The sequence below is a fragment of the Aeromonas sobria genome (genome assembly GCF_006243315.1).
GTDB classification, from domain to species: domain Bacteria; phylum Pseudomonadota; class Gammaproteobacteria; order Enterobacterales; family Aeromonadaceae; genus Aeromonas; species Aeromonas sobria_A.
This window is the reverse complement of record NZ_NKWE01000045.1, coordinates 166,628-188,294: the sequence shown is the minus strand read 5'-3', so window position 1 is coordinate 188,294 and position 21,667 is coordinate 166,628. Positions and strand designations below refer to the sequence as shown.

At 54.7% G+C, this 21,667-nt stretch carries 24 protein-coding genes; 4 read left to right on the top strand and 20 right to left on the bottom strand.

Going from position 1 to position 21,667, the window contains the following annotated elements; translation table 11 throughout:
- Window positions 1-10: 10 nt before the first annotated feature.
- Window positions 11-1,405: a PepSY-associated TM helix domain-containing protein gene (locus tag CF137_RS15705; RefSeq protein WP_139720152.1), complete on the bottom strand. Its 1,395-nt coding sequence runs from the start codon at window positions 1,403-1,405 to the stop codon at window positions 11-13.
- Window positions 1,406-1,679: 274 nt separating this feature from the next.
- Here CF137_RS15705 and CF137_RS15700 point away from each other — a divergent pair, with 274 nt between their 5' ends.
- A complete protein-coding gene (locus CF137_RS15700) occupies window positions 1,680-2,102 on the top strand; it encodes a hypothetical protein (RefSeq protein ID WP_139720150.1) in 423 nt (140 codons plus the stop codon).
- Window positions 2,103-2,357: 255 nt separating this feature from the next.
- On the opposite strand, the gene CF137_RS15690 is transcribed toward CF137_RS15700, so the two are convergent.
- The 11 genes from CF137_RS15690 to CF137_RS15645 form a co-directional block, all read right to left on the bottom strand.
- Window positions 2,358-2,648, bottom strand: a complete 291-nt coding sequence (locus tag CF137_RS15690) for a YkgJ family cysteine cluster protein (protein WP_139720148.1) — start codon at window positions 2,646-2,648, stop codon at window positions 2,358-2,360.
- 113 nt (window positions 2,649-2,761) lie between these two features.
- Complete coding sequence (dbpA, locus tag CF137_RS15685; RefSeq protein WP_042023073.1) at window positions 2,762-4,141, bottom strand: ATP-dependent RNA helicase DbpA; 1,380 nt, start codon at window positions 4,139-4,141, stop codon at window positions 2,762-2,764.
- Between the two features lie 677 nt (window positions 4,142-4,818).
- Window positions 4,819-5,781, bottom strand: a complete 963-nt coding sequence (locus CF137_RS15680) for a KpsF/GutQ family sugar-phosphate isomerase (protein WP_139720146.1) — start codon at window positions 5,779-5,781, stop codon at window positions 4,819-4,821.
- Window positions 5,778-6,545, bottom strand: coding sequence for a glucitol operon DNA-binding transcriptional repressor SrlR (gene srlR, locus CF137_RS15675; RefSeq protein WP_139720144.1), 768 nt, complete (start codon window positions 6,543-6,545; stop codon window positions 5,778-5,780). Before srlR ends, CF137_RS15680 begins: the two co-directional genes overlap by 4 nt.
- An 11-nt stretch (window positions 6,546-6,556) precedes the next feature.
- Window positions 6,557-6,913 carry a transcriptional regulator GutM gene (locus CF137_RS15670; RefSeq protein ID WP_139720142.1) on the bottom strand — a complete coding sequence of 119 codons (357 nt, stop codon included), beginning with the start codon at window positions 6,911-6,913 and terminating at the stop codon, window positions 6,557-6,559.
- A 63-nt stretch (window positions 6,914-6,976) separates the two neighbouring features.
- Window positions 6,977-7,756, bottom strand: a complete 780-nt coding sequence (gene srlD, locus CF137_RS15665; protein ID WP_139720140.1) for a sorbitol-6-phosphate dehydrogenase — start codon at window positions 7,754-7,756, stop codon at window positions 6,977-6,979.
- A gap of 54 nt (window positions 7,757-7,810) precedes the next feature.
- The gene (locus tag CF137_RS15660; RefSeq protein WP_139720138.1) at window positions 7,811-8,161 is read right to left on the bottom strand and encodes a PTS glucitol/sorbitol transporter subunit IIA; all 351 of its coding nucleotides are present in this window, start codon (window positions 8,159-8,161) and stop codon (window positions 7,811-7,813) included.
- Between the two features lie 29 nt (window positions 8,162-8,190).
- Window positions 8,191-8,679, bottom strand: coding sequence for a hypothetical protein (locus CF137_RS22400; RefSeq protein ID WP_275066020.1), 489 nt, complete (start codon window positions 8,677-8,679; stop codon window positions 8,191-8,193).
- Between the two features lie 53 nt (window positions 8,680-8,732).
- Window positions 8,733-9,170, bottom strand: a complete 438-nt coding sequence (locus tag CF137_RS22395; protein WP_275066019.1) for a hypothetical protein — start codon at window positions 9,168-9,170, stop codon at window positions 8,733-8,735.
- An 11-nt stretch (window positions 9,171-9,181) separates the two neighbouring features.
- Complete coding sequence (srlA, locus tag CF137_RS15650; protein WP_139720136.1) at window positions 9,182-9,730, bottom strand: PTS glucitol/sorbitol transporter subunit IIC; 549 nt, start codon at window positions 9,728-9,730, stop codon at window positions 9,182-9,184.
- Window positions 9,731-10,277: 547 nt separating this feature from the next.
- Entirely contained in the window at window positions 10,278-10,544 is a 267-nt protein-coding gene (locus CF137_RS15645) for a helix-turn-helix domain-containing protein (protein WP_139720134.1), read from the bottom strand.
- A 576-nt stretch (window positions 10,545-11,120) separates the two neighbouring features.
- Here CF137_RS15645 and CF137_RS15640 point away from each other — a divergent pair.
- Window positions 11,121-12,326, top strand: a complete 1,206-nt coding sequence (locus CF137_RS15640) for a NupC/NupG family nucleoside CNT transporter (protein ID WP_101315850.1) — start codon at window positions 11,121-11,123, stop codon at window positions 12,324-12,326.
- 64 nt (window positions 12,327-12,390) lie between these two features.
- Here the strand turns inward: CF137_RS15640 and CF137_RS15635 are convergent, their stop codons facing one another.
- Window positions 12,391-12,891, bottom strand: a complete 501-nt coding sequence (locus CF137_RS15635; protein WP_139720132.1) for a metal-dependent hydrolase — start codon at window positions 12,889-12,891, stop codon at window positions 12,391-12,393.
- Between the two features lie 124 nt (window positions 12,892-13,015).
- On the bottom strand, window positions 13,016-13,465 hold the full coding sequence (locus CF137_RS15630) for a YaiI/YqxD family protein (RefSeq protein ID WP_042023070.1): 450 nt from the start codon (window positions 13,463-13,465) through the stop codon (window positions 13,016-13,018).
- Between the two features lie 141 nt (window positions 13,466-13,606).
- Between CF137_RS15630 and zntB the strand changes: the two genes are divergently transcribed.
- Window positions 13,607-14,572 carry a zinc transporter ZntB gene (zntB, locus tag CF137_RS15625; RefSeq protein WP_101315846.1) on the top strand — a complete coding sequence of 322 codons (966 nt, stop codon included), beginning with the start codon at window positions 13,607-13,609 and terminating at the stop codon, window positions 14,570-14,572.
- A 13-nt stretch (window positions 14,573-14,585) separates the two neighbouring features.
- Window positions 14,586-15,098, top strand: coding sequence for a mechanosensitive ion channel domain-containing protein (locus tag CF137_RS15620; RefSeq protein WP_098970711.1), 513 nt, complete (start codon window positions 14,586-14,588; stop codon window positions 15,096-15,098).
- A gap of 65 nt (window positions 15,099-15,163) precedes the next feature.
- Here the strand turns inward: CF137_RS15620 and CF137_RS15615 are convergent, their stop codons facing one another.
- The 6 genes from CF137_RS15615 to lpxL all read right to left on the bottom strand — a co-directional run bounded on the left by CF137_RS15615 (window position 15,164) and on the right by lpxL (window position 21,541).
- Window positions 15,164-15,412, bottom strand: a complete 249-nt coding sequence (locus CF137_RS15615; RefSeq protein ID WP_101325991.1) for a hypothetical protein — start codon at window positions 15,410-15,412, stop codon at window positions 15,164-15,166.
- A gap of 69 nt (window positions 15,413-15,481) precedes the next feature.
- The gene (locus CF137_RS15610) at window positions 15,482-16,054 is read right to left on the bottom strand and encodes a DNA-J related domain-containing protein (protein WP_139720130.1); all 573 of its coding nucleotides are present in this window, start codon (window positions 16,052-16,054) and stop codon (window positions 15,482-15,484) included.
- A 175-nt stretch (window positions 16,055-16,229) separates the two neighbouring features.
- A complete protein-coding gene (locus tag CF137_RS15605; RefSeq protein WP_101315837.1) occupies window positions 16,230-16,751 on the bottom strand; it encodes an MltR family transcriptional regulator in 522 nt (173 codons plus the stop codon).
- A gap of 133 nt (window positions 16,752-16,884) precedes the next feature.
- Window positions 16,885-18,030, bottom strand: a complete 1,146-nt coding sequence (locus tag CF137_RS15600; RefSeq protein ID WP_162515955.1) for a mannitol-1-phosphate 5-dehydrogenase — start codon at window positions 18,028-18,030, stop codon at window positions 16,885-16,887.
- Window positions 18,031-18,067: 37 nt separating this feature from the next.
- Window positions 18,068-19,990: a PTS mannitol transporter subunit IICBA gene (locus tag CF137_RS15595; RefSeq protein WP_139720126.1), complete on the bottom strand. Its 1,923-nt coding sequence runs from the start codon at window positions 19,988-19,990 to the stop codon at window positions 18,068-18,070.
- Window positions 19,991-20,617: 627 nt separating this feature from the next.
- Window positions 20,618-21,541 carry an LpxL/LpxP family Kdo(2)-lipid IV(A) lauroyl/palmitoleoyl acyltransferase gene (gene lpxL, locus CF137_RS15590; protein ID WP_139720123.1) on the bottom strand — a complete coding sequence of 308 codons (924 nt, stop codon included), beginning with the start codon at window positions 21,539-21,541 and terminating at the stop codon, window positions 20,618-20,620.
- Between the last annotated feature and the right edge of the window lie 126 nt (window positions 21,542-21,667).

Below are 21,667 nucleotides of genomic sequence, written 5' to 3'. Positions count from 1 at the left end.
ATGCTATCGACTAGCTGGCGCGCGCCACCTTGAGGGGGCGGCGGGAGAAGATCAGGGTATCCAGCAGCCAGATGGCAACCATGGAGGCCCCCACCAGCGGGAAGGCGATCCCCAGCAGGATCAGCAGGGCGATGGCACCGCGCATCGGCGGGAGTGTTGCTGGCAGCGGCGGCGCGGCGAGACGGCCCTGCGGACGGCGGCACCACCAGATCCACAGGCCGCTCACGGCACTGGTCAGCACCATCAGGCAGATGATCAGCATGGCCAGTTGATGGGGCCAGCCGTAGAGCTTGCCCATGTGCAGCATGACGCCGCTCTCCACCGTTTTGGCGACCGGGCCGTAATCCTGCCAGCGCACATCGGCCAGCACCTTACCGCTGTATTGATCGATATGCAGGGTGGCGTCGTTGCGCGGATCGTCGGCAAACAGGGCTATGGTGTAGACGCCGGTGTCACCCACCGGCGGGGTGATGCTGTAACCCGGTTTGACCCCCCGTTCACTGGCGGTCTCGACCACCTGTTGCAGCGCAATGCGCTGGCTTGCCATCACCATCCCCTCGTGTTCGCCGTGGTTCATAGCGCCATGATCGTGCTCTTTGTTAGCTGGCTGCGAGCTGGGCATGGGGGTGTTCTCCACCGCCCAGGGAACGGTCTGCTCATGAGCCTGATTCAGGGTACGGGCCAGCGGCGCCGATTTGGGCACCTCGTTCCACATGGCGGCGGGGAAGCGGTTCCAGACCGCGGCAAACTGATCGCCCCAGAAACCGGTCCAGGTCATGCCGCTCAGCAGCAACAGCAGCAGGAAACCGGCTCCCCAGAAGCCGACTACGGCATGCAGATCCCGCCACCAGAGCCGCCCGCGCTGGCTTATTCTGGGCCAGAGGATGCCGCCTATCCCGGGCCCCTTGCGTGGCCACCAGAGGTAGAGGCCGCTTAGCAGTAGTACCAGCCCCCAGCCTGCCGCCAGTTCGATCAGCCGATCCCCCGTGGTGCCGAGCAGCAGGTCGGCGTGCAGGGAGCGGGCCACCGCTTGCAGATTCCACTTGTTATCCATGGTGCCGAGCAGGGCGCCGCTGGCAGGATCCATAAACAGGGTCAGCTCCTGTTCGCCCCGATTGACGATGAACTTGGCGTTCTGATCGGGAGCAGCAGGGGGCAGGTATTTACGCAGGCTGGCATCTGGCATGGCCATCATCACCTTGGCCAGCAGCTGGTCGGCACTCAGGGTCTGGCTGGTGGGGGCGACCTTCATCAGCTCGGGGTACATCAGGTTATCGAGCTGGGGTTTGAACAGATAGACGATCCCGGTCAGCGACAGCAGGATCAGAAAAGGGGCGACAAAGAGACCGGCGTAGAAGTGCCAGCGCCAGATCCGTTGGTAATGACTCGAGTCCCTGTTTTTCATTGCGCATCCTTGTTGGTGTGCCAAACCTTTCGGCTGGTGGAATGTTTGTGGCGGCGCGGATAATAGCAGTAACTTTTTATTAACTGCAATCACACATTTTGTTGAGGCTGATCCGGTGCAGGATGGTGACAGTATGAAGGTATGAGAAGGCGTTGCTGGCTAGTCAGATGAGGCGTCTGGTCTTCATCGGTAAAGGTTTTTCACTGGACTTTTCTTTATAAATTATTACCTTATGATAACAATTTGCAGGCAGTTGCAGCGCAAGGGAGCAGGGATGCAGCCACATGGGCAATTCGAGATGGTGCGCCGAGGGCAGATGCTGATCTGCCGGCCAAATGGCGCCTTTAATCTGGCAGGCGCCATGGCCTATGAGGCTGACTTTCGCGAGGAATTGGTCGAGCTGGTCGGCCTGCCTTGGGGGATCGTGGAGGTAGCGACCGAGTTCGAAGCCGCCGGACCCGAGGTGCTGGCCCGTTTTCGCCGCCAGTTTGGTTGGTGCGCCAGCAGTGGTTGCCGGTTTCTGGCGGTGGTGTTAGAGGGTGGTTTCAAACGCTATCTGGCAGATAACCTCTTCAGGGGTCTGCCATTCGGGGCGGTGCGTTATTTCGAACAGGAGGCGGCAGCGATCCACTGGCTGGAACAGCAGCTCACCCCCGATCCCTGCGATATCACTGTGGCAGGGCTTACGCCAAGTTGATAAACCACTTGTCCCGCTCGTCCACACAGTCGGGCTCACCCATTTCGAATTCACGGCAGATCAGCGGTCGCACCTCGTAGATGCTGCACATCATGGCGGGGAGTGCGATCGAGCGCCTAGGTCAGGCTAGCGTGATAAACCACTTGTCCCGTTCATCTACACAGTCGGGCTCGCCCATCTCGAATTCACGGCAGATCAGCGGCCGTACTTCATAAATGCGGCACATCATGGCGGGAGTGCGATCGGGCGCCCGGGTCAGGCCAGCGTGATAAACCACTTGTCTCGCTCGTCAACGCAGTCGGGCTCACCCATATCGAATTCACGGCAGATCAGCGGCCGTACTTCATAAATGCGGCACATCATAGTGTTGCGATCTAGCGCGGCACACCAGCCATCTTCCAGCCGGTGCATCACCGGCACCTGACCTTCGATATCATCGACGTAGCGATCCGGCACGCCGGTATCAGTAAACAGCATCACTTCAAGGCGACAGCAGCAGGCTTCGCAGTTCTGGCAGCTGACCTCGACTGGGGTTTGTTGGTTCATCTATGTTGTCCATGCCATGAAATAGCACATTTTTGATAAAAAACAGGCGCCTGCAAAGGCGCCCGTATTGCGGTCAACCGTGAGTCGGGCAGTCAGGCTGCCCACCCTCAGGTTTAACCCAGTTTGCGGGCGCGGTAGGTGCGCCCCTTGATTTTGCCTTCTTGCAGCCGCTTGAGGGCGGCACTCGCCACACTGCATTTGACCGCGACGTAGGAGTACTGCTCGGAAATCTGGATCTTGCCGACATCGGCGCCGGCAATACCGCCTTCACCGGTCAGGGCACCCAGAATGTCACCGGCCCGCACCTTGGTTTTGCGGCCCGCATCGATGGAGAGGGTCACCATCTGTGGCGCAATCGGCTTGATATCACGGCCAATCAGCGCGAGGTCGCCCTGCGGCATCGGGGCCTGCTGGTACTCTTCGATAAAGTTGACGCGCTGGGCTTCGTTCGGCTGATAGAGGCTCAGGGCCAGACCCTGTTGGCCAGCACGACCGGTACGACCGATGCGATGGACATGGATCTCCGGGTCATAGGTCAGCTCATAGTTGATGACGGCGCCCAGCTCTTTGATGTCGAGGCCGCGGGCTGCCACGTCGGTGGCCACCAGAATGGTGGCACTGCCGTTGGCAAAGCGCACCAGTACCTGATCCCGCTCGCGCTGTTCCAGATCGCCGTTCAGTGCCAGCGCCGAGAAGCCCTTGGCGGCCAGATGGTCAGCCACGTCGTTACAGGCGCGCTTGGTGTTGCAGAACACCACGCAGGAGGCTGGCTGATAGTGGCTCAGCAACCAGGTGAGGGCATCGAGGCGCTCGCCAAATGGCACTTCATAGAGTTTCTGTTCGATGGCGCTCCCTTCATGGAGAGACTCGACACTCACCTCGACCGGATTGCGCTGCACACCGCGGCTCATCTGGGCGATCCCTTCCGGGTAGGTGGCGGAGAACAGCAGGGTCTGGCGCTGCTGGGGAGCATAGCTGATGACCCGGTTGATCTCTTCGCCAAAACCCATGTCCAGCATCCGGTCGGCTTCGTCCAGCACCAGAGTTTTAAGGCCAGACAACTCCAGGGTGCCTTGCTCCAGATGCTTGAGGATGCGGCCCGGGGTGCCGACGGCGATGTGGGCGCCAAAGCCCAGGGTGGCCGATTGGGGCGCGGTCTGGGTGCCGCCGCACAGGGTCACCAGCTTGACGTTGGGCAGGGCGCGGGCCAGCCGACGGATCTCCTGCGCGACCTGATCTGCCAGTTCGCGAGTCGGACAGAGCACCAGCGCCTGCACTTCGAGACGATGGACGTTGAGTTGGGCCAGCAGGCCCAGACCGAAGGCGGCGGTCTTGCCGCTACCGGTTTTCGCCTTGGCGATCAGGTCTTTGCCATCGAGCACCAGGGGCAGACTCTGGGCCTGGATCGGTGTCATCTGCAGATAACCCAGGCTGATGAGGTTCTCTTGCAGGGCGGGGGAGAGATTGAGGCTGCTAAATTCGCTGTTGTTCACAAAAAGACTCTATTTCGAAGAAAACGGGGATGCGCACGAGCGCTAAGGCCGCGCATCATACCAGAATGTGGCAGTGGATGTGGCGGAAATTTGAACGCAAAAGCAGCATGGGCAAAAGCGTACAGTTACGAGACCCTGGTTTATATCACTTAGTGAAAATAATGAAATGAGATTCACGCAATCATCATTCCTGATGATACTTGAAATACCCCAAACAACATTTTTTTTAAGTAAGCTAAAGCCTGTTAGGTATGTGAGGATGAGATGAAATGTAATCGCCATACATGGTGAAAATATAATTTAGCGACCAATGGAATCCTTCCTTATAGCGTAAAAAAGGTGTCATTCTGACCATTTTTAGCACCAAGGGGAGCTCGTTGTTCCGTTACTGAATCGCTATTCAGAAATGGCCAAAATGCTCGGAGACAGTAGCTTGTTTGAGCTGTGAATCAAGCGGTGTTACTTACGTGCCTTTGACACTGAAAGGGAATGTCATCTCGACTGTGTTGTATATTAATACTCAGTTAAACATGCTGGAAAAATCTTGTTCACAAGAGCAAAAAGACCGCGAGCTTTCTCTTGTGAACGATTTTTCGAAATCACTATATAGATATAATATGTTTTTCGTTATCAAGGTCGGTATTACACTGAAATTAATCGGCCAAAAATGATGTTTTTTACCTAACTCCAGCTTTATATATTTGGTGTGTAGTAATCACGCCCTTGAGTACATCAGAGTCCATAACTGGAACCGCATTGATGTTTCGATTATGTAGGAGATTTAGTGTTTCTACAGCAAGGCCATCAGCTGATACCCAGACCGGGTTGTGGTTCATTAAATGCCATATCGGGGCTGTACTTGATACACCAATGTCAATGGCGCGTCGCAAATCGCCATCAGTAAAGACACCATTCAACTGGCTATTGTCCATAACAGCCAGCAATCCCACCGATCCAGAACTTAAAACGCGTAAGGCGTCGCGAAATGGGGTTTCTCGTTGGACTATTGGGACGGGCAGCTCGGTATCAATGATATCGCTATTGCGAAGTAGTAATCGAGCTCCTAGTGCCCCACCAGGATGACTGGCTGCGTAGTCTTGCTCACTGAATCCCCGACTTCTCATTACAGATATAGCCAGTGCATCACCAAGAACCAGCGTTGCAGTTGCAGAAGCCGTCGGAGCTAGCCCTAGGGGACAGGCTTCTCGGTCAACATGTATATTCAGGACTGCATCAGCCACATTGCCTAGAAACGATTTTTCATCACCGGTCATGGAAATGATCGGGATACCTTTGGCTTTGAACAGTGGAACCATAGTTTTGAATTCAGCTGCAGAGCCACTATAAGAAATTAAGATCACGACATCCCCAGGTGCCACCATGCCTAGGTCGCCATGTAGCCCTTCTGATGGATGTAAGAAAAAAGCTGGGGTTCCGGTACTGGCAAATGTCGCTGCCAGTTTTTTCCCAATATGTCCAGACTTGCCAATCCCTGAAACTACTAGCTTCCCTTTACACTTTAGAATTAGTTCACAGGACCGAATAAAATCATCATTTATTCTGGAGTCTAGTTCCATGACCGCTTGTGATTGAATTTTAATTGTTTCCTTGGCGTATTTCTCAATGTTGTTTACAATCATACTGTAATCACTTTTATTTTTTTAGCCTGAAGAGCCTTCTTGTCCTCATCACTAATACCGCTATCCGTAATGATTACGTCAATTTGATTTATGCTAACAACTACATTGGGCGTTTTGCGTTTGAATTTTTCGCTATCAGTCACTACGATAACCTGCCGTGCAGCTTTCACCATGGCTTGGCTTACTTGAAATAATTCATTAAATGTAGTGGTCCCCATCTCGATATCGAAACCATCTGCGCCGATAAAAAGCTTATCGAAAGTAAATGAACTAAATGCCTGCTCTGCTTGTGGGCCGTGAAATGATGAAGAATTCTTTCTAAATACCCCGCCTGGGATCAGTAAATTGAAATCACAATCCAAATTTGCAATCTCATTCATTATTGATAAACTATTTGTCATAATGGAAAGCCCGGTTCTACCTTCAAGATATTTTACCATCTGAAGTGTAGTGCTACCATTATCAAGAATTAATGATTCACCGTTATCAATCAAGAAAACTGCAGCTTGTGCGATATTTCTTTTTACTTCTTGATTTATTTTTGTTTTTTCATTCATCGGCTGCTCTGTCTCAGGAACAGGCAGTACCCGCGCTTCTGCTCCACCATAGCATCGAACAATTCTGCTCTCGAGTTCAAGGGTGCGAAGATCACTTCTGATTGTTGCACCAGTCAGCCCAAAATGAGCTGCAAGAGCATTTACTGAAGTACGTCCATGATCCTTCAGGTATTGCAAAACCAAATCACGTCGTTCGATGTTATTCATGATTTCACCTATTACGATACAGCAGAGTACAAAGCTTCGCTTATCTTTTTATCAAATTCCCCACTCATGGCGATGGTGTGGATATTTATAACATTTTGACCAATGATTGTATCGAAATTATCTGGGCGAGCAAAAACCGTTCGGCCCTTTAAAATATAAGAATCTGTAATTATCCCATCATCACCATGGACAAAAACCACCATTACGCGAGAAGAAAAACGGCTAAGGCTTCGGCCTATTTTCATGTGGCCGTGCTGAGCCAGTTTCTGAATGAGCTGATTAAACACCTGCATCTGAATGTAGCCAAATCCCGTTTGCAGAATCCAAGCGCCACAGGCAACAGTGATAAAAGCGTTAACTGAATCCATATCTGTCCTCTGAAGAAAAAGGGGTAACCGATGGCACCCCTTATCATACCTCGATAGAAGGATTTAGAACATCACTTGACCACCAGTAATGTTAATTGATTGACCTGTGCAATACTCTGCACCTTCAGATGCATAGAAACGTAGAACGTTCATCACATCAGAAAATTCGCAACCACGCTTTAAAGGCACTTTGTCGATATAGCTCTGTTTCACTTGTTCTTCTGGGATGCCAAGCTTGACGGCATATTGAGGTAGCAAAGAGTCGAACATCGGGGAGTTAAGCAAGTTGCCCAGCATCAAAGAGTGAACAGTGATACCATGTTCAGCCAGATCCAACGCGAGGGATTGGGTCAGGCCTACCGCACCGAACTTAGCCGCAGAATAACCACTATTATGTTTGGAACCGACTTTACCACTTTTGCTGTTGATGTTGATTATTCGACCACGAGTGCCTTTCTCAATCATCAGTTTGGATACTTCACGAGCACAGAGGAAATAGCCGTTTAGATTGATTGCGACAGAACGATCCCAATCACTTACTGGAAATACATCAATCTTGTGAGCCGCAGCCCAGCCTGCGTTGTAAACCATTAGATCTATTTTTCCCCACTTCTCCTTCACAGTTTCAATCATACGGATTACATCATCTTCGTTTGTGGCATTTGCTTGAATAGCCATGACATTTTCCATACCGCAATGTTCGCCGATGCTGACAGCAACATTTTGTGCACTAATACTATCTATGTCTGCTACGACAACGCGATAACCATCATTTGCCAAGCCATTAACCAGATAAGCACCCAGAGACTGACCAGCACCAACAACGAGAGCTACTTTAGACATTTTTTGTACCTTTTAATTTAGCTCGTCTTGCAAGATGAGCAGATTATATATTTTTTAGATAAAGGAGAGCTCACAGCCAACAGCGATTTCTGCCGGCATAACACCACGAGCATGAACAGTGCCGGGTAGTTCAGCTAACTCTGCACCATTGAACTGAATTGTGATATGACCGAGTTGACTAAGATTGGTATTCACCACTTCACCAACTGCAGTAATTGGATATTCAATGCCATTGAGCCTGCAGGTCATCCCTGGTTTTATTTCACCCTTAAGTTCACTATGTGGATGCAAGAAGCAATATTCACCGACATCACTAGGTGCATTATTGTCAAAGATAATTAGCATACCATCTGCCAGTGCTTCAGAAGCTAAAATGCCAATTTCTGTAATAGTGGTGTGATACATATCATTCCCTTGTTATTAGTGTAATTCGATTATTGTTGATATATAAATGAAGAGGCTGCCCAAGCTAATAATACAGTAGGGGCACCGGTGAGGAAGCGGGAATACAATACAGATGGAACACCTACACGTACCGTTTCTGGCTTGGCCTCAGCCAGTGATAGGCCTACGGGAATGAAGTCACAAGCAGCTTGGGCGTTGATTGCAAATAGAGCAGGGAGAGCCAGTGCTGGTGGTATATTTCCCAAACCAATCTGAGTGCCAACTAAAACCCCAATTACCTGAGCTATTACGGCACCAGGACCAAGGAATGGAGACAAGAATGGGAATGAGCAAATCAATGCCAAAGTAACCAAGCCTATAGGAGAGCTTGCTAACGGGGTAAGAGCATGAGCCACTACATCACCAAAGCCAGAGGCAAGAATTACACCGATGATCATCGACACAAAACCCATAAAAGGTAGGATGCTAGTCAGCACAGTCTGTATTGTGTCTCGACCAGCTTGAAAGAAGGTCGCCATGACGGACCCCATTCCCATACCAATTTTTGCAAGCAAGCCATCACTTTGTTCAGTTATTTTTTTGTGACATCGTATTCTTTTGTAATTTTATTAGAAGATACCGCAGGAGATGAAATATTATTGTGTTCACCATCTGAAATAACAATTTGCTCAACTCCAACACCAGATACATAGATGCTTTCTATGATATGCTGCGCTAGTGGCCCCGACTTTCCGGTGTTGTGAATATTAACCGTTGGTATTCGTTTTTTTGGATACAGACCACACCGTAAAGTACCGCCACAATCGATAACAACCAATGCAATTTCTTCTTCTGGAATGCTGTCGCTGAAACCATCGATGACTTGCATTCCTGTCAATTTCAACATGTGGTCTACAATCGCAGGGCGAGTACCCGCGGCGATATAGACGATTTTTTTATTTAGGTCCACGGGGATGCTAAGAGGGCCACCCCAGCCGCTCGGACCACGAGAAATAACTAGAGATTTCATAAATTTTCCTCCTAGCTAAATTTAACTTCAGCATTCAAATTGATACCTTGCTGGCGCTCTACAAATGCAGTAGTAAAGTCAGTCACCCAGCCTCTGAAAAAATTTGAAATTATACCAACGAGAAAATATGCCATTGCTAATGGGGCAACATTCAATCCTAATGTTGTAATGCCATTAGCAATACCGAGAAAAACAAATAACTCTCCAGGGTTAATATGTGGGAATAACCCGTTCATGCTATGACAAGAGTAAGATCCTGCAGCATAATAACTGGGTTTATATTTCTCTGGCAAAAAACGACCAAGCGTAAGTGTCATTGGATTCATAAATACGAAAGTGCCAATAACGGGCAGAATCAAGTAACGACTGATTGGATTACCGGCACACTTGGCAGCCAAGTGCTCGACCCGTTTTTGGCCTACAAACGCGATCAATGCGTTCATGGCGATCATCATACAGATCAGCAGCGGTAGAATGCCGGTTACCATCCCAACAAAGACTTCACCGCCTTTCTGGAACAGTCCGATAAACCATTCAGCTCCATGAATAATAAATTCCATGTGTGAACTTCCTATCTATAAATGAAAAGTTAAAAGGTTATTGCGAAACCTCATCGCCACATTAATTTTTCACAATAAAAATAAGGCGGCAACTCACATCTTTTCAAAATGTGATTTCAGTAGCTTCAGCTTTCACTATGGCTAAGTTTTTTGTGACTGCAGTTGCAAAAATACTCATTAAAATGTTTTGGTGATATTTTTGTGCGCCACGTCACTTAATTTTGTTAAGTTGTTGTTTTTATGTCGCTAGACCATGCTTGTTACACACGTAATCACTTTTTAATGCTACTTGTGTCACACTTTCTTGCTGAAGCCGCTTCAGCATCGACTTCCTCCTGTTGGTGCGAGCTGAGTCAATAATGATGACTTTTCAACTGAAAATTAACGATTTTCATTTTGAAAGGTGTGAAGGTTTTTTGGCAGCGTAGTGCCTTTCTGGGAGGGGCGATCCAAATTCATGAGTTTTACGGGACCTAACGGGGGTCCGTGCGCTGAGCACCATGATTCCCTTCAAGCTGAAGGTGCTTAGCCTTATCAGTAACTGGTCTCAATACAACAGGAGTTGTGAGCGCTTCAGTTCATTGAGTCCCGCAGGGTTGCCAGGCGGTCGCATAGTATCGAGACCCGCCAAGCCGTGAGCAGGCAAGTTGGCGACCCATTTATTGACGCCGTTACGGTCGACCTTGAGCAAGAGGGCAATTTGAGCGCGGGAGTGGCCATCTTGGAAATGAGCGAGCGCCAGAAGCCGGATACGTCTGCAGGTATCAGAGGTTTCTGCCTTGGCAAGGGATATAAAATCAATAAGTTGAGCCATGATGGCGTGCCAGAGGAAAGTTTACGCTGATTAGATCACCTCCTTAATGTCATTGGTATAAAAGGGACGACAGCCGGTATCCCGCCTTGCAAGAACGCTGAGCTATAGAACAAATGACACCCAAGAAAGGAGACTGAACTGGTGATGCCTAAGGAAGGGGTGGAGTGCTGGAAGAAGATATCGGGCTATCATGTGGATTCCGAGTGAATTTTCGACGGCAATTTAAATATTTATAAAAGATAAACGTTTTCCATCTCTATTGTTTAAATTTAATGATTTAAAAATACTGCTGAAAGCAGATGTTAGAGAAAACTAAATGTTGCAGCAATGATGGTTGAATGTTTTGAATGGTCATAAAATTTCCTGAGAAATTATGTAAGTTATTGTTATTTATGGTTTATTTTTTAAATGCGCAGCGCGATTAATATTGAGCTGTTGCGTAATTAATTTAAAAACGTTTGTATTATCCTGTATGCATATTATTGAGCGGGATTGTGATGGCTATCTGATTTTTAAATGTGCAAATGTCTATGATGGCGCCGGTCAAAAATTACAATTTACTCAGGTGCTACAGGTATGGAATACGTTCACTTTGTGCTCGGACTGGTCATGGTCCTCGCTCTTTCTCTGCTGGCTAACCGCCACAACTGGAAACAGATCAAGCTGCGTTATATCGGCCAACTGCTGGTGGTCGAACTGGCGCTGGCCTGGTTCATGCTGAACTCCGAAGTGGGTCTGGCAGTGGTGGGGGGCTTCGCGGCTGGCTTCACCAAGTTGATGGAGTTTGCCAAACAGGGTACCGACTTCGTGTTCGGTGGTCTGGTCAACGAAGGGGCCTTCTCCTTCTTCCTGATGGTGCTGATGCCCATCGTCTTCATCTCGGTGCTGATCGGCATTCTGCAGTACATCCGTCTGCTGCCTATCGTCATTCGTGGCATAGGTACAGTGCTGGCCAAGATCAACGGTATGGGCAAGCTGGAGTCCTTCAATGCCATCAGCTCGATGATCGTCGGCCAGTCCGAGAACTTCATCGCCCTCAAGAACACCCTGCCGCACCTGAACGAGAAGCAGATGTACACCCTGGCAGCGACGGCCATGTCCACCGTTTCCATGTCCATCGTCGGTGCCTACATGCAGCTGATCGAGCCACGTTATGTGGTCGCCGCACTGGTGCTCAACATGTTCAGTACCTTCATCGTGCTGTCACTGATTAACCCGTACGAGCCGGATAACTCGGTGACCGACCTGAAAGCCATCACCAAAGGTGACGAGCAGCATACGCCGAAGAAAGAGAACTTCTTCGAGATGCTGGGCGAGTACATCATGGCCGGTTTCACCGTTGCGGTGATCGTGGGGGCCATGCTGGTCGGCTTTATCGCGTTGATTGCGCTGGTGAACTACCTGTTCGAGATGGCGTTTGGCGTCAACTTCCAGTTCGTGATGGGCTACCTCTTCTACCCAATCGCCTGGATCCTGGGGATCCCGAGTGGTGAAGCGCTGCAAGCGGGCTCCATCATGGCGACCAAGCTGGTAACCAACGAGTTCGTGGCGATGATGGATCTGGGCAAAGTGGCTGCCGAGCTCTCGCCGCGCACCGTCGGCATCCTCTCCATCTTCATGGTGTCGTTCGCCAACTTCAGCTCCATCGGCATCATCGCCGGTGCGGTGAAGGCGCTGAACGAAGAGAAGGGCAACATGGTTTCCCGCTTCGGTCTGAAGCTGGTTTACGGCTCTACCCTGGTCAGCCTGCTCTCTGCGGTTATCGCCGGCATCATGATCTAATCCTCTAGTGGCATCACCACTGGCAGGCCCCGGACTCAGGTTCGGGGCCTTTTTTGTCTCTGTGTTATATCAACCAGCCGCACCACCAGCCCGCAACCAGCAGGGTGAGGGTGCAAAAGCCGGTTTCCAGCGGGCCACCGCTTTTGAGCGGCCAGCCCGGCAGCCGGAAGCGGCGCTTGATGGGCCACAGCAGCGGAATGCCCGCCGGGGTGAGCCAGTCCCCCAGCAGATGACTGAGGTAGCCGACGATCAGCGCATCTTTGACCCCGACAGGCACAGATCCGGCAGGCAAGCTCTGGTTTAGTCCCCAGATAGCGATGGCCACCGCTAGCAGGCTGTGGGTGAAGCCGCGATGGCCACACAGTCGCGACAGGGGTTTCGAGATCCACGGCAGTCGTTGTCCCAGCACCGATTTGGGATGATCGAGGTCGGGCAGCAGGGCGCTGGCCAAGGCGGCAGGAATGGTCTGCCACAGGCTGGCATCGGCCAGGGCCGGGGTGAGCTGGAGTTTGTGGGCGAGCAGGGCGCAGGTAACAGAGAAGAGCAGGTGCCCTTGGGCGGTCATGATGATTACTGTGTGGAGAAAGGGCGGCGCATCTTATCAGGCCGCTGGCGTTGGTCAGCTGTTATTTTAAAAATCAGGATGTTACGGCGAAAAAGCGCCCAAGAAGGGCGCCTTTAGGGTCTCTTTACAACTTGCCTTTGACCAGCCACTTGTCGAGAGCATTGGCGAAGCATTGCTTGTCGGCAGAGTTGAAGGGGGCGGGGCCGCCGGTTTGCACCCCGGCCGAACGTAGCTCCTCCATGAAGTTGCGCATGCCGAGCCGCGCCTTGATTGTCTCGCGGGTGTAGATTTCGCCGCGGGGATTGAGCGCCTCGCCACCGGCGTCGATCACCCAGGAGGCGAGGGGGATATCGCCGGTGATCACCAGATCGCCGGGCTGAACCTGCTGGGCGATGACATGATCTGCCACATCGAATCCCTTCTCCACCTGCTGAGTCTTGATATAGGGGGAGGGGGGAACTCGCAGTCCCTGATTGGCCACCAGGGTGGTGACGACCCGGGCGCGGTGGGCGGCGCGGTAGAGGATCTCCTTGACCGGAATGGGGCAGGCATCGGCATCAACCCAGATGGGCATGGCATGGTTTCCTGTGGTTAAAACGGGGGAATACGAAAGCAGGCATAGTAACACAGGCGACCGCTGTCCGCCGTGGGGCTGAGTCGGTTCCTGCTTTGGTGTAAGCTGGGGCCTGCGCATGAAACGAGAAATGGAGACGAAATGGATCGGGTGCCCAGTGACCTCATTTATGGCCTGACTCTGGATGGCAAGGGCGGCATGACCCCGCTGCCTGCAGGAAGCGAGATCCCGGGAGATCGCCCGGCCTGGCTACATCTGGATTACGGTAATCCGGAGGCGGCACGCTGGCTGTTGCAGACCCCCTTGCTCAGCGAGGCGGGCAAGGAGTCGCTGCTCGGCCAGAGCAATCGTCCCAAGTTGGTGCGGATGGGGGAAACCGTGTTGCTGATCCTGCGCGGCATCAACCACAACAAGGACCACAGGCCCGAAGAGATGGTGGCGCTGCGCATCTTCATCACCCCGGATCTCATCATCAGCAGTCGCCGTCGTCCGCTGCTCTCCGAGCAGGATGTGTTCAACCAGCTCAAGCTGGGGGGCGGCGCCGATACCCCGGCCGACTGGCTGGTGGAGGTGTGTGATGCCCTGACCGACCGGGCGGGGGAGTTTGTCGAGGAGCTGCACGACAAGATCCTCGATCTGGAAGAGATGGTGTTGATGCGCGACATGCCCGCCAATGGCCGCCTGGCGCTGATCCGCAAGCAGCTCATCATGATCCGCCGCTACCTCTCTCCCCAGCGGGATCTGGTGGCGCGTCTCGCCAACGAGAAGATCAGTTGGTTGGATGAGGATGACCGCCGCCGTCTGCTCGATATTGCCGACCGGCTGCGACGCTGGCTCGACGATCTGGATGCCGGGGTGGCCCGCACCGCGGTACTGGCAGACGAGATCAACAATCTGATGGCGGAGGCGACCAACCGCCGCGCCTACCAGATGTCGGTGATGGCGCTGCTGTTTTTGCCTGCCAGTTTCCTGACCGGCCTGTTTGGTATCAACCTCGGCGGTATGCCCGGGGCCGAGAGCCCGACCGCCTTCTGGGTCTTCTGTGGTTCGTTGGTGGCGCTGGCAGCCGGGCTGGCCGTCTGGCTCAGGCACAGACGCTGGTGGTAAGGAGGCATAACCCATGTGGCAATCAATTGGCCTGACCCTGCTGCTGTTGCTGGGGCACACCCTGATCCGGCGGCTTATTCACAAGAGCCTGCTGGCGCTCGGCCAGAGCAGGCAGGTGAGCGAGAACCGGGTGCTCTACGTGGCCCACGTGTTCCATTTTTTGCTTGGCTGCGCCACCTTGCTGGTGCTGGCCGGGGTGTGGGGGCTCGACTTTTCCCGGCTGGTGGTGCTCGCGTCGTCCTTCTTTGCGGTACTGGGGGTCGCCATGGTGGCCCAGTGGTCGATCCTCTCCAACATCACCGCCAGCATCACCATTTTCTTCGCCTTTCCCTATCGGATTGGCGACCGGATCCGCATCCTCGACAAGGATGATTCGGTCACCGGTGTGATCACCGAGATCGGCCTGTTCTACTTGCGGGTGCGGGATGACAACGGCGATCTGGTCACCTATCCGGCCAACCTGATCCTGCAAAAACCGGTCAGGAAGCTGGAGGGCAAGCTGGCGGAACCACTGCAACCGGAATAGAAAGCAACCGGAATAGAAAAAGGCTCCTCGGAGCCTTTTTGCTGTGCGGGGTCTGGCGGGTGCAGCTAGCGTTCGAAGAAGCGGTAGAGGTGTTCCACCTGGATTGGGCAGTCGGCCACCAGATGGACATGGTCGCGGGCCTGCGCGACCGTGCCGAAACTGACCGGACAGCCGAGGGTATCGGTAAGCTCATAGAGGGCGCCATCCTTGCCTCTGAACTCGATGAGCCAGCCGGGAACCGCGATGTCATGGATAAGTTCAGCTTCGATGAGGAGCTGTTGCTGATAGATCTTGCGAAGTTCACTGACTGTCATGATGTTCTCCTTTCCTTGGGGGAATATCCACTTCCAGTCTATGCCTGTCACAGATGAGCAGCAACGGGATCATCCCCGCAGAGACTCCCAGGCCCAGCGGATGCGGATAAAGGTCTCGGCATTGCCACCCCGATCCGGATGGTGCTGCAACGCCAGCTCCCGCCAGCGTCGGCGGATCGCCTCCTGACTCGCCCCTTCATCCAGTTCAAACAGTGCCAGCGCCTCCCCTTTGTGTCCCTCTCCGTCATAGGCGCGCCAGAAGCGGTTGAGCAGGGTTTCTACCTCTGCCCGATCGGTCTGCCAGAACACCTGCCAGTCGAGATAGTAGCTACGCAGATTTTCGCCAAGGGCAAAGGCGTGGCTGGCATCCGGGGTCTCGGCCAGCGGTTCGAGCCGGATATCCAGGGTGCTGATCACCAGCCACCACCCCTCTTGCCAGAGCTCGGCCTGCAACTGGTAGAGGGCGTTCATGATCAGGAAGTTGACCCGAAACAGCTGCAACTGCTCATCATCGGCCAATGGTGGGATTGCCCCCTGCTGGCGCAGGTCGGCCATCAGTTCGTGCACCTTGTAGCTGCCCGCCGCCTGTTGCAACAGCGCTAGCAGCGGGGCAATCAGAGGGTTGGTGCTCTGGTCACTCATCACATTCGATTCCTCCGGGTGAGGTGGCTCTCTGCCTGTGGTGTCCGCGGTGCGCTACGTACAGACGAGCTGGTGATGGATCAGAGTGACATTCGCGATGGGGCGGGGCAAGGCGCAATGGCAAGGGATGCGCAGAAAAAGACCGCCAGCTGGGCGGTCATGAGATTGAGCCGGATTAGATGGGGCTCTCCTTGTGGAGCTCGCCGACACAGTCGGCCAGCGCCAGTACCAGTGCGGAGCGCACCATCTGATCGAGCCGGTTGAGCTGCATCTGGTAGAAGGCCCAATCCTCTTCGCTAGTGGGGGGCTCCAGCTTCATCATGCCGCCCTGATTGACCCCGTGCAGCCGGTCAAGCAGATCGCGGATCGGCTTGTCACTGAAGCGGTAATCCTTGGGGTCGCGTACCAGAAAGTCGCGGATCTTCAGATAGGCTTCCAGATCCTGATAGCGCTCGAGGGAGATGAGGCCGAGGGCGAAGATGAGCTTGAGGCGCACCTCCAGCTGGCCGAGGGGGCCGCTCTGGTTGAGCAGGGGTTCGATGGCGTATTTGACGGCATACTCCTCCTGACGGAACGCGCGTCGCATCAGGGAGTCGACCGCCTCTTCCAGGATGGTCACGGCTTCGAGAAAGAAGCCGCGGGGGCCATCCTGCTCGTTCAGTCGTTCCAGTACTTCATCTTCCTGGTGTGTGGTCATAGGTGCATAGGGTCCAGCTGACAGGGAGAGAGTGAATCTCTCTCCCGGTTTTTATCATATGGGGCACATTCCCTTGCCATTCAAGCGCTTGGCACGCTATCAGGGTTGGCTGAATGCGCCACAAGCAGGGTCACTACAGGGTTTCGTAACGGGCGACGATGGCGCGAACCACCTCGCTCTCTTCATCCAGCCCGGTGACGCGGGCCAGCGTTTTGGCCGGGCCCAGCTCCGCCAGCAGGGCTTGCAGTTCCACTGCCTGCGGGTCATCGGCATTGCGATAGTGCAGCGCTGCGGCGATCCCCTCCTGCAACTGCGCGTTGGGCAGGCCGTACTCAAGGGTGCCGAGCAGCGGTTTCACCAGTCGATCCCCCGCCGCCAGCTTGCGCAGCGGCTGACGACCGACCCGGTCAATCTCGTCCACCAGATAGGGGTTGGCGAAGCGGGAGAGGATCTTCTCGATGTAGGCGGCGTGCAGGCGCGGGTCGAAGCCGTAGCGTTTCACCAGCACGGCACCGCTCTCCTCCATGGCGCGGCGCACCTTGCTGCGGATCAGCGGATCTTCGATCGCCTCGCGCACGGTGCGGTAGCCCCGCAGCTTGCCGAGATAGGCGGTGACGATGTGGCCGGTGTTGAGGGTGAACAGCTTGCGCTCGACGAAGGCCATCAGGTTGTCGGTGGGCTCCATGCCCGCCACCTGGGGCAGCTCCCCCTTGAACTGGGTCTGATCGACGATCCACTCGCTGAAGCTCTCTACCGTCACTTCCAGTGGATCATCGTTGGCGGCCGCGGCGGGCGGTACGATGCGATCCACCGCCGAGTCGACGAAGCCGATGCAGGTTTCGAGCGTGGCATGATACGCGACTGGCAGGTACTTGAGTACCTCCTGCTTGAGGTGGCTGGTACCGCGCACCATGTTTTCGCAGGCGATGACGTTCAGTGGCGCCAGGTTGCCGGCATCGAAGCGGGCCTGCAGCCCCTTGGCCAGGGTGCTGGCAATCTTGTCCAGAATGTTGGGGCCGACTGCGGTGGTGACCAGATCGGCGGTGATGATACGGGCGATCACCTCGTGACCGGCGGAGCTGACTGCCGCCACGTTGCGCACCACGTCCAGCTTCTGATCCGCCCCCACCACATGGACCTTGTACTCCTGACGGTGGTTGAGCTGGTCGATAAGAGAGTCGTTGACGTCGGCGAAGGTGACCTGATGGCTGGCATCTGCCAGCAGTTTTCCGATAAAGCCGCGACCGATGTTACCAGCACCAAAATGCAATGTTTTCATGATATTAACCTCTTGAACCAAAGACGATGAAAGATGATTACGCAGCCTGTTCGGCACCCAGCAGATCCAGGAAGGCCTGGGGATCCGTGGTGCTGGCCAGCCGGTCGATGAGACCGGGTTCATCCAGTGCATTGGTCAGGCGGGTTATCACCTGCATGTGTTCGTCGTTGCACGCGGCGATGCCGATCACCAGTCGCGCCACCTCATCAGCGGCTTCGCCAAAGGCGACCCCGGCCGGGTACTGGCAGATGACGATGCCGGTACGCTTAACGAACTTCTTGGCGGCGATGGTGCCGTGGGGCACGGCAATGGACTCGCCGAGGTAGGTGGAGACCAGCTGCTCGCGCTCCAGCATGGCGTTGACGTAGTCGGGCGCCACGTAGCCGCGCTCTGCCAGCAGTCGGCCCGCGGTCAGGATGGCGGCCTCCTTATTGTCCGCTTTAAGTCCCAGATGGACGTCATGACGGCTCAGGATAAAGACTTCAGCAGCTTGCAGCTCGTAGCTGTCATCGTTGGCTGCCACCAGCAGTTGCGGGTTGGCGACATCATCGTTGGCGGCGCGGCTCAGGTTCTGTACCAGCTCCTGATAGAGGCCGTTGTCGAGGAAGTTGGTGAGCGAGATATGGTGGGCATTCGGCGCATGGCGACGGGCCCGCTCGGTCAGATCCTTGTGGGTGATGACCCAGTCCACCTGATCATCGAGCTGATCGATGGCGCGGTTGGTGACGCTGATATCGAGCCCGGCGGCCTGCACCCGCTTGCGCAGCATGCCAGCACCCATGGCGCTGGAGCCCATCCCTGCATCGCAGGCAACCACGATATTGCGCACTGCCATCAGTTCACCGCCCGGCTTTTTGGCCGCTGCGGTTTCGGGCTTGCTGCCCTTCATGGCTTTCATTTTGCGAGTGGCTTCACCGAGGGCATCGGCCTCGTCAGCTTCCGGTTGCTGGGCGCGAACGAATATGGCAGCTACCAGGAAGGAGACCAGAGTGGCGCTGATGATGGAGAGGGCGACCCCGATCAGGGAGGCTTTCGGCGTCATCAACAGCACGGCGAAGATGGAGCCCGGCGACGCGGGGGAGACCAGACCGGCGTTGAACAGGGTCAGGGTGAAGACCCCGGTCATGCCACCGGCGATCACCGCCAGAATGAGGCGCGGGTTCATCAGCACGTACGGGAAGTAGATTTCGTGGATGCCGCCGAAGAAGTGAATGATGGAGGCGCCAGCCGCGGACTGCTTGGCCGCGCCACGGCCGAATACCATGTAGGCCAGCAGCACGCCCATGCCAGGGCCCGGGTTCGCTTCAATCAGGAAGAAGATGGAGCTGCCGTGCTCGGTCGCCTGCTGGATCCCCAGCGGCGAGAAGATGCCGTGGTTGATGGCGTTGTTGAGGAACAGGATCTTCGCCGGTTCGACGAAGATGGAGGTGAGCGGCAGCATGTGGTTTTCCACCAGGAAGCCGACGCCACCGGCCAGCAGGCCGGAGAGCACCTTGACGAAGGGGCCAATCACGAAGAAGGCGAGGATCGCCAGCAACATGCCGATGATGCCAGCGGAGAAGTTGTTGACCAGCATCTCGAAGCCGCTCTTGACGCGACCGTCCATCGCCTTGTCGAAGCGCTTGATGGCCCAGCCACCGAGCGGGCCGACCATCATGGCGCCCATAAACATCGGGATGTCGGTCCCCACGATGACGCCCATGGTGGTGATGGCGCCGACCACGCCGCCGCGCTCACCGCCCATCAGCTGGCCGCCGGTGTAGCCAATCAGCAGCGGCAGCAGGTAGGTGATCATGGGGCCGACCAGCTTGGCCAAGGTTTCGCTTGGCAGCCAGCCGGTGGGTATGAAGAGGGCGGTGATAAAGCCCCAGGCGATGAAGGCGCCTATGTTGGGCATGACCATATTGGACAGGAAGCGTCCAAAATTCTGTATCTTGACTTTGGTATCCGGTGATAACATGTCGGGACCCCGTTTTAAGCCTGTTTGATTAAAAGTGGTAGTCGGGATGTCCGGTTTTGCCGAACCGCCATCCCAGTCGTCTAAGCAACTTCAATCTACCAGCTTGCGATCAAATTAGGCTGAAAACGGGGTGTCTTGTGATCTACCTCTCAGATATCCCGCCATACCCCCTCCCTAACCAGTGACCCGGATCACATTCTGATGCTGTAATTCGGCCACTTTTCGATCCTTTCTGTTTTGAGTGACCTGTTTTTGTGATCTAAATCACCTTTGTTATCTTGCTGCACCTTGCTGTGAAGGTGATCTCTATCACAAACTAAGTTTTTGTATTCAAATGGAGCAGGCTGCACTGCAACTCATCAGCGGGTAGTGACGATGGATCTATCGAAATAGTCTCTTGGTTATCAATGAATCAATAAATTTGTAACCCGCTTTCAGTTTTTGCTGTCGGTGATGAGGTCTATTTTGCCGCTGGCTGATGGGAATGGGCGCAAACATGCCGGGTGTTATTGCGCGGCTGACGTTCGGGGGTTTTGCTTGCTGCGCAGGGCTGACAGCAGATAAAAACAAACCGCCAGCAGGCGGTTTGTCGGTTTTTGCGATCTGGCCCCTGTCGGGCGTGGCCGCTTAGTAGAAACCGGCATCCTCGGGGGAGGGGCGGGTCTTGAAGCGGCGATGGAGCCACATGTACTGCTCCGGCGCCTTGCGCACGGCGGCTTCAATCTCGCGGTTGGCGCGGGCGGCATCAGCCATCTCGTCACCGCTGGGGTAGTCGGCGAGCGGCGCGCCGATATGCAGGGTGTAACCCTCGCTGGTGCGGATGTTGTAGCAGGGCAGGGTGACGGTGTTCTTCACCCGCGCCAGAGTAGCGGTGCCGGTGATGGTCGCCGCCTGCTCGACCGCGAAGTAGGGCACGAACACGCTGGCGTGGGAGCCGTAGTCGTGATCCGGCGCGTACCAGAGGGCGTCACCGTTGCGCAGCGCTTTGATCATTCCCTTCACGTCCATCCGGTCCACCAGATATTTGTTGGAGGCGCAGCGGCCGTGGTACTGGGCATACTCCAGCACCGGATTGGTGTTGGGGCGATAGACCCCGACGCCGGGGCGTACCAGACCGAAACAGCGGGCGTTGAGCTCCAGGGTCAGGAAGTGGCAGGAGAGCAGCAGCATGCCCTGACCTTTTTCCATGGCGGCGATGACGTGCTCTTCCCCTTCCACCTTCATCAGGTTGCGCATCCGCCAGTCTGGCCAGAACCAGGCGATACCCACCTCGAACACGGCGCAGCCCACGCTCTCGAAGTTTGCTTTGAGCAGCTTTTCCCGTTCATCCCGGGTCAGCTCCGGCATGGCCAGTTCCAGATTGCGACGGGCAATCTTCACCCGTGATTTCAGTATCTTGGCGGCGAGGCGGCCGAGTTGGCGGCCCAGCAACATCTGGCTGCGCCACGGCAGCAGGGTCAGCAGCCAGAGCAGGGAAAGGCCGAACCAGCTTGCCCAGTAACGGGGATGAAACAGGCGGGGCTCGAGGCGAGGAGCGTTGTCATGGGCCATGGATAATCTCTTGTTCGCAAACACAATCGGGGGATTCTAGCCGAAAAGGGGGGGCGGGGGCGAATGGCTGTGTGCTGGTCAGAGGGGTAGCCTGCGTCCGGTTAGCGTGACAGCGGCTGCAACGGC